This is a genomic window from Allobosea sp. NPDC055332 (assembly GCF_053645455.1).
In genome coordinates this window covers 1-1,363 of sequence record NZ_JBSHMO010000027.1, presented here as the reverse complement: position 1 = coordinate 1,363, position 1,363 = coordinate 1, and the positions used below count along the sequence as shown (strand labels likewise).

Below are 1,363 nucleotides of genomic sequence, written 5' to 3'. Positions count from 1 at the left end.
AAAAAGAATGGAATGCTCCCTCTGAGGAGAAGGGCAGTAGAAAAAAGAACCCGCCAGCAAAAATATTGGGGATGAACAGCTTTCGCTACTCAGATTGCTGGCGGGTATAGTTCCTCATGAAATAAAAATACTACATAATCCTTTTAATGCAAATGATAATCATTGTCAATTGTTTGTGCGTGTTTTCTTCATACATGATTGGTAGTAAAGGTGATTCAGGCTATCAGTTTTTGCTGATGATCTTTTTATCTATAGAAAACATCAGCCAAGCTGGTTGGTTCAGTAACGCTTTCATCTTTGAGCATTTTATAAAAAATTCTTGAATTGTTAAAATAGATTAAAGTCTGGTAACAGCAAAAGTTAAACGAGAAATCAAAAGGAGGTCCCAAATCTGAAAATGAAGCATCTGCGTGATGATGTTGCAGCGGGACGTCGTCGGCTGTATATCAGAGCAATCTGTCCATCCCTGCGTGAAGCCCCGTTACTTTATTCGTACCCCTTATAATGGGGTGTTAGCCAGCCAGACCCGGCATGATTACTGTGAACCGCCCCGGGAATCCTGGAGACTAAATTCCCTGAGAAAGAGGTAAACAGGATGACTAAAAATACACGTTTTTCCCTCGAAGTCCGTCAACGGGCAGTTCGTATGGTTCTGGAAAGTCAGGGCGAATATGACTCACAGTGGGCGGCAATTTGTTCCATTGCTCCAAAGATTGGCTGTACGCCAGAGACTCTGCGTGTCTGGGTTCGCCAGCATGAGCGGGATACCGGGGGCGGTGATGGTGGGCTCACCACCGCTGAACGTCAGCGTCTGAAAGAGCTGGAACGTGAAAATCGTGAACTGCGCCGCAGTAACGATATCCTTCGCCAGGCTTCCGCTTATTTTGCGAAGGCGGAGTTCGACCGCCTCTGGAAAAAATGATGCCACTGCTGGATAAGCTGCGTGAGCAGTACGGGGTCGGACCGGTATGCAGTGAACTACATATTGCCCCGTCAACGTATTACCACTGTCAGCAACAGCGACATCATCCTGATAAACGCAGTGCCCGTGCGCAGCGCGATGACTGGCTGAAGAAAGAGATACTGCGCGTATACGATGGGAATCATCAGGTATACGGTGTGCGTAAAGTCTGGCGTCAGTTGTTACGGGAAGGAATCAGGGTAGCCAGATGTACAGTGGCGCGCCTCATGGCGGTTATGGGACTTGCCGGTGTTCTCCGGGGTAAAAAGGTCCGCACTACCGTCAGCCGGAAAGCCGTTGCCGCAGGCGACCGCGTAAACCGTCAGTTCGTGGCAGAACGTCCTGACCAGCTGTGGGTGGCTGATTTTACTTACGGTGTGCCCGGAGTTCAGGGCGGGCATG

At 49.0% G+C, this 1,363-nt stretch carries 2 pseudogenes and 1 other annotated feature; both pseudogenes read left to right on the top strand.

Annotated elements, in window-relative coordinates:
* Positions 1-382: 382 nt before the first annotated feature.
* Positions 383-505 (top strand): annotated as a pseudogene (locus tag ACWIGM_RS31380) (hypothetical protein); the annotation flags it as partial.
* Between the two features lie 90 nt (positions 506-595).
* Positions 596-1,363, top strand: a pseudogene (locus tag ACWIGM_RS31375) (IS3 family transposase); the annotation flags it as partial.
* Positions 877-993, top strand: a sequence feature (AL1L pseudoknot). (Overlaps the previous pseudogene by 117 nt.)